The following is a 6242-nucleotide window of genomic DNA, read 5'->3' as shown; positions in this document are numbered from 1 at the left end:
GCTGATCTACGCCAACACCGTCGTGCAACGGGGAACGCCGTGGACTGAAAAAACCCTCGGCGTTTAATGGTTGCTACGGCGCCGGAGATCTTTGGCTACGAGGCCGCGCGCGGCGCTTCTGCCGAGAGTCGGGCGAGTAGCGATCTCGCGGTATCCGATGGCGACAGCGAATCCACGCTGACGACGGGCTCGCTGCGCGGTTCGCGCTTGCCGTTCGAAGTGTGACGCATGACGGCGGAGAGGCGGCGGGCGATCATATGGGCGGTCCGGAAGTCGGTCTCCGCGAACACCACGACGACGGAGCCATCCTTCTGCGCAGCGCCAAAATCCATCTGTCGCATCAGCCGGCTCAGGATCCGCGCGGCATCGAGCTGCGCGCGTGGATTGCCAGCAGCGAAAGCAAAGCGCGCCACCGACAGGCCGCCGCCGCGCGCGAGCGTCTGCTCGACCGCTTTGGAAAAATCGCGGGCAAAGGCTTCCGGCGTGAGCAGGCCGCTGCGCGGATCGAGCCAGCCGCCGGCGTCGATCGAGCGCAGCGTGCGGCTGAACTGCGCCTCCATCGCGTGCTGACGGATCAGCGGCAATGCGTTGGCCGCGATCTGTGCCGGCTCGCTGGAGACGAGTTCGAGGTTCGGCAGGTCGTAAGTTTGGGTGAGCTGATGCGCGGTTACGATCACGGGCATGTTGCGGAAGCGGCTGTCTTCCGCGAGCACCGTGAGGAAAGCGTCGGCAACGCGTGCGGTAAAGCCTTCAGCGAGCACGACGCCGTCGATGTCGCGGGTGTTGAGATGCTTTGCTGCGGCTTCGATGCTGAGAGCCCCGATCACGCCCATGCGCTCGCCAAGCGCGACCGACAGCGCCGGATAGGCGGAGCCGCGGCCGATCAGCAGCACGGTGGCATCGCGCGCGGGGTCGGAGTCGGGCAGCGAGACCTTTGCCTCCGGCAGGCGACGCAGCACGGTCGCGTGCAGCGTGCGGACGCGCATCGCGGCGCGCAGTCGCGCGATGAGGCGGTCGGAATCGTTGCCGCGCAGCGTGAACGGCAGCGCGTTATGGGGCAGGGCTGTCTGGGGATCGACGATGATGAGGGGCAGATAGAGCATCTGGCCAGCGATCGCGCTTGCGACCGCGGCGAGATGCGGCTCATGTCCACCGGCAAGCGCTGCGACGACGGCGGCCGGCTGGACATCCTCGATGGCGCGTGCCGCGCTCGCCCAATCGCTGTCGATGACGGGAAAAAGCCGGGGCTCGTCGAGCGCCGAAATGAAGGCCGGCCGTTGGGCATTGGACACAAAGAGGATCGGGCCCGCCTGGGACATCTCAAGCTCTAACTACGCACACGAAATGCTGCGCAATCTAGTTGGGCCGTCTTAATGCCGGGTCAACGGAGGCAGTGAAAAGCGCTTCAACCGGGTCCGGTGCGGTCGCGAAAAGCCTCGACCATCAGGGGGTTAAGCCCAAGTTCGCTGAGGGCCTCGCGTGCCCTTGCATTGTCCTGGGCGCGCCCGGCCAGACGGTGTCCGGAGAGCCGGTCAGGCAGCGCCGTGAGCAGCGCACCCTGGCCGAGCCGGCGCGCCCATTCCTGCAAGTCGTTGGACAGGAAGCGGTAGCCGCCGACCGCCATGATGCCGGAGGGGGGCGCAGTGATGCAGATCGCGCCGCTCGGGCGATCGAGACGGGCGGCATAGCCGGTGTCGATGTAGTCGCGCGGCGGCTGCGCCGTCAACGTGTCGCCGACCGGTTGCGGCGGGGCGTAAGCCGCGATCGGTACCATCGGCCCGCGCAGGCCGAGCGTACCCTTTGGCGTCAGCAGGATCTCGCCGGCGACCGAGGCGCCGGACTGCTCGCGCGGGGCGCCATGCGGTCCCGGCATCACCGCCACGGGCATGCCGTCCTCGCCGCGCCGCGCCCCGAACAAGCCGGCCTCGCCGAACAAATAGACGTCCGTCAGTGGCGCGTGTGGCGCGATCCAGGCATCGCTCGCCGCGACCTGCTCCGGTGCGCGCCACAGGCCGATGACGTTACGCAAACCCGGCATCCGCGCCGCGAGATCGGCCTCGCCGAGCCGCAAGGCGAGCGGCGCGGGTGCGATCAGCACCTCGCAGCCCTGCTCGTTGATTTGCTGCTCCAGGACCTCGCTGTCGAAGGGATGATGCAGCGCCAGCGTTCCGCCGGAGAGCAGCCAGATCGCAAGCGAGGAGGCGAGGCCCGCAAACGACATCGGCGTGAATGCCGACATGATGGTCGCGCCCTGCGGAATGTCGGCTTCGAGCGACATCGCGAGCCCGCCCGCGATGATGCTGAAATGCGGTCGCGGCACCGGACGAAAGCCTTCCGCAGTGACGTCGAAGGAGATCATCGCCGCCTTGCGGCCGTCCTGGATGACGCTGCGTGTCGTGCCGGGCGCGCGCGAAAGAACATCGTCGAGCGAGGCCATGCCTTCCGGCAGATCGGTACCGAAGCCGAAGACGTGACGGATGGAGAAGGCTTCTGCCGCGGCATGCATGGCGAGATCGGCGTAGATCACACCGTCGACTTTGCTCATGGTGACGATCGCACGCGCCGCAGTGCGGTTGAGCGCTGCGGTGAGCTCCGCGTGCCGCCACAAGAGCGGCAGCACGGCGACGACGAGGCCGGCGCGATGGGCCGCGAGCACCGTGAGCACGAACTCGACCGTGTTCGGCAGTTGCACGGCGATGACGGAGTTGGCCGGCAGGCCGGATTCGACGAAATGGGCCGACAGCGCCTCGATCGCCCGATCGGCTTCGGCATAGGTCAAGCGCCTGGGCAGATGCCCGGCGATGCGAATCTTGTTGAGGGGATCGTACAGCGCCGGCGCATGCGGCTGGCGCGCCAGCGTCCGCTGGAACAGCGTGTCGAGCGTCGGCGATACGGCTGGCTGGTGCATCACGTCGCTTGCTGGTTGCCTTGTTACTTGCTCGGGGCGTCCGCCTTCTGCCACCAAGTCTCCGGCAGATAACCGGACAACGCGGTAGCCGATGGCAGTTCTATCCGATTCCAGCGCGCGATCCATTGCTCCGATACGTTAAACAGGGGGATCGTGTAGAAGCCGGCGATCAGGGCGCGGTCGAGGGCCCGGACGGCGGAGACGAAATCCGCGTGATCGCGCGCCTCCAGCAGGGCCGCGATCATTGCGTCGACGGCCGGGTCCTTCGCGCCCATGTAGTTGCGGGTGCCGGGATTGTCGGCGGCCGCGCTGCCCCAGTAAAACGACTGCTCGTTGCCCGGCGAGAGCGACTGGTCCCAGCGGTTCTGGATCATGTCGAATTCGTAGCCGAGCCGGCGCTGGTCGAATTGCACCGGATCGACCGAACGCACGGTCGGCTCGATGCCGGCGCGCTTGAGGTCACGCGCGAAGGAGAGCGCAATGCGCTCCTGGTCGCGCGTGCTCACGAGGATCTCGAAGGTGAAGGGCGCTTTCGTCGCGCGATTGCGCAGCACCGTGCCGTCGAGATCGTAGCCCGCCTCCGAGAGCAGCTTCAGTGCCGCGCGCAGCGTGGCGCGGTCACGCCCCGAGCCGTCGGTCACCGGCAGGCGGTAGCTGCCGTCCATGACGTCCGGCCGGATTCGCGCCGCGTATGGCTTCAGAAGTTCCTGCTCGCGCGCGTCGGCGGGGCGGCCATAGGCCGACAGGTCCGAGCCCGCGAAGTAGCCAGCCACGCGCGAATAGAGCCCGAAGAAATAGCTGCGGTTGACCAGCTCGAAGTCGAACAGCAGCGTCAACGCCTGGCGCACCCGGATGTCGGCAAACATCGGACGACGGGTGTTGAATACCAGAAATTCCGAGGGCTGCGGCACACCCGGCTTGAAGGTGTCGCGGATCACTTCGCCGCTTCTGACGGCGGGAAAGTCGTAAGCGTCGTGCCAGCGCAGCGGCTCGGTCTCGACGCGAAAGTCGTAGAGGCCGCGCTTGAAGGCTTCGAACTGACCGTTGGCCTCGCGATAATAATCGAGCCTGATCTCATCGAAATTGTAGAGGCCGCGATTGACCGGCAGGTCGCGGCCCCAATAGTCGGGATTGCGGGTCAGCGTCACGCTGGTGCCGGGTTTGACCGCGCCGACGCGATAGGGGCCCGAGCCGACCGGGCCGTTCATCTTCGTCTCCTCGAAGGTCGCAACGTCGACGGTGTGCCTGGGCAGGATCGGCATCAACCCGAGGATCAGCGGCAGTTCCCGGTCACTGGCTCCCGCGAGATCGAAGCGCACGGTGAGGGGATCCGGCGCCTCCGCCTTGGCGACCTTGGCATAATATTGCCGGTGGTTGGGCCGGCCATGGTCGCGCAGGAGCTGCCAGGAGAACAGGACGTCATCGGCGAGCACCGGCGTACCGTCAGAGAACCGCGCCCGCGGATCGATGTGGAATGTCACGTAAGTCCGGTCGTTGTCGGTCTCGACCGTCCTGGCGAGCAGGCCATACAGCGTGAAGGCCTCGTCATTGCCGCGTGCCAGCAGGCTTTCGATGACGTAGCTGCGAACTTGCTGGACCGCGATGCCCCTGACGATGAATGGATTGAGGCTGTCGAAGGTTCCGAGCACCGACCAAATCAGCCGGCCTCCCTTGGGCGCATCGGGGTTGGCGTAGGGCATATGGGTGAAATCGGGTGGCAGCGCCGGCTTGCCATGCATGGCAATAGCGTAGCTTTCGGCCGCCTTCGCCGGAACGGACGTCAAGCCGGCGAGAGCAACCGCCACCCAGACCGCGGCGGCTAAGCGCAGGCTCTTAGACATGAACAACGGCGCGCGGATTGATTCGGGGACCGATCACGCCCAAACCCTAGCATAGGCCTTCGTCTTAGGCCTCTCTGCCCACTTCAAACATGCTTGTCGGCATTGATCTTTTCGTCCGCCACGTTAAGAAGGCGGGCAATCGCGCAGGAGCGTCGAACTTGTCACGTTTCCGCCTCTATTGATGGGGAGACAGCCGCGCCAAGGCGGCTCGGTATCGGTGCTTAGGAGCGGTTCGGGCACTTCCCGTTCAGAAAGGGTTTTCCGCAATGAATTTTCGTATTTTGGCCGCGTCGGTCCGGCCGCGCGGGCGCCTTCTCGCCCTGTTGACGGTTTCGGCGCTGGCTGTTCCATCCGCCGCTCAGGCGCAGACCGCAACGCCCGCTCCGGCGGCGCCGAAGGCTGCTCCCAAGGCCGCGCCGAAGGCAGCTCCCAAGGCGCCTGCGCCTGCCGCACCGGCGCCGCAGGCCCAGGCACCGGCCGCTGGCGCTCCGCCGGCCGGCGCTCCGCCCGCTGACCAGCAACAGCAGCAGGTCCAGCTGATCTACGCGCCCTGGACCAAGTTCTGCCTGAAGGGCCAGGACGCCAACGCCAAGCAGGTCTGCTTCACCGGCAAGGACGGCCGCATCGAGTCCGGCCAGCCGGTGATCGCCGCCGTGATCATCGAGCCGGAAGGCGAGCCGAAGAAAATCCTTCGCGTCACGCTGCCGCTGGGCATGCAGCTCGTGCACGGCACCCGCATCATCGTCGACAACAATCCGCCGCTGCAGAGCCCCTACGTGATCTGCTTCGCCAACGGCTGCATGTCGGACTATGAGGCGACCGCCGACCTGATCAACAACCTGAAGAAAGGCCAGAACCTGGTGGTTCAAGCGATCAACGCCAATGGCGCGCCGCTGACGCTGCCGCTGCCGCTGGCCGGCGAGTTCGCCAAGGCCTATGACGGTCCGCCGACCGATCCGAAGGTGTTCGAAGAGAACCAGAAGAAGCTCCAGGAAGAGCTTCAGAAGAAGGCCGACGAGCAGCGCAAGAAGCTCGAGCAGAGCGGTCAGGCGACGCCCGCACCTTCGGCCCAGAAGTAATCGGACCGACGTAGAACACGAAAAAGGCGCTCGATTGAGCGCCTTTTTTATTGGCCTGATTGGCCGAATTCGAAAGGGATCAGTTGAGCGAGGGATTGCGCGGGCGATAACCGCCCGACTTGTCCTTCACAAATATCTCGGCGACCTGCGAATGCCGAATCGGCTCGCCGGAATCGTCCGGCAACAGGTTCTGCTCGGAGACATAGGCGACGTATTCCGACTCGGCGTTTTCCGCCAGCAGATGGTAGAACGGCTGGTCCTTGTGCGGCCGGACCTCCTCAGGGATCGACAGCCACCATTCCTCGGTGTTGTTGAATTCCGGATCGATGTCGAAGATCACGCCCCGGAACGAGAAGATCCGGTGGCGCACGACCTGTCCGATCTGGAATTTGGCGGTCCGCGCTTTAATCATGG

At 65.7% G+C, this 6242-nt stretch carries 5 protein-coding genes; 1 reads left to right on the top strand and 4 read right to left on the bottom strand.

Features of this window, described 5'->3' with window-relative positions; all coding sequences use genetic code 11:
* Window positions 1-95: 95 nt before the first annotated feature.
* The 3 genes from SO156_RS40835 to SO156_RS40825 all read right to left on the bottom strand — a co-directional run bounded on the left by SO156_RS40835 (window position 96) and on the right by SO156_RS40825 (window position 4749).
* Window positions 96-1319: a GGDEF domain-containing protein gene (locus tag SO156_RS40835; protein ID WP_458145320.1), complete on the bottom strand. Its 1224-nt coding sequence runs from the start codon at window positions 1317-1319 to the stop codon at window positions 96-98.
* Between the two features lie 86 nt (window positions 1320-1405).
* The gene (locus SO156_RS40830) at window positions 1406-2908 is read right to left on the bottom strand and encodes an AMP-binding protein (protein WP_498538741.1); all 1503 of its coding nucleotides are present in this window, start codon (window positions 2906-2908) and stop codon (window positions 1406-1408) included.
* 23 nt (window positions 2909-2931) lie between these two features.
* A complete protein-coding gene (locus SO156_RS40825; RefSeq protein ID WP_498538740.1) occupies window positions 2932-4749 on the bottom strand; it encodes an extracellular solute-binding protein in 1818 nt (605 codons plus the stop codon).
* 266 nt (window positions 4750-5015) lie between these two features.
* Between SO156_RS40825 and SO156_RS40820 the strand changes: the two genes are divergently transcribed.
* On the top strand, window positions 5016-5828 hold the full coding sequence (locus SO156_RS40820; RefSeq protein WP_458145317.1) for an invasion associated locus B family protein: 813 nt from the start codon (window positions 5016-5018) through the stop codon (window positions 5826-5828).
* Window positions 5829-5907: 79 nt separating this feature from the next.
* On the opposite strand, the gene hspQ is transcribed toward SO156_RS40820, so the two are convergent.
* A complete protein-coding gene (hspQ, locus tag SO156_RS40815; protein ID WP_027523411.1) occupies window positions 5908-6240 on the bottom strand; it encodes a heat shock protein HspQ in 333 nt (110 codons plus the stop codon).
* Between the last annotated feature and the right edge of the window lie 2 nt (window positions 6241-6242).

The organism is Bradyrhizobium sp. UFLA05-125, assembly GCF_059803515.1.
Note: the sequence above shows the minus strand (reverse complement) of the source record. Positions and strands in the feature narration are given on the sequence as shown.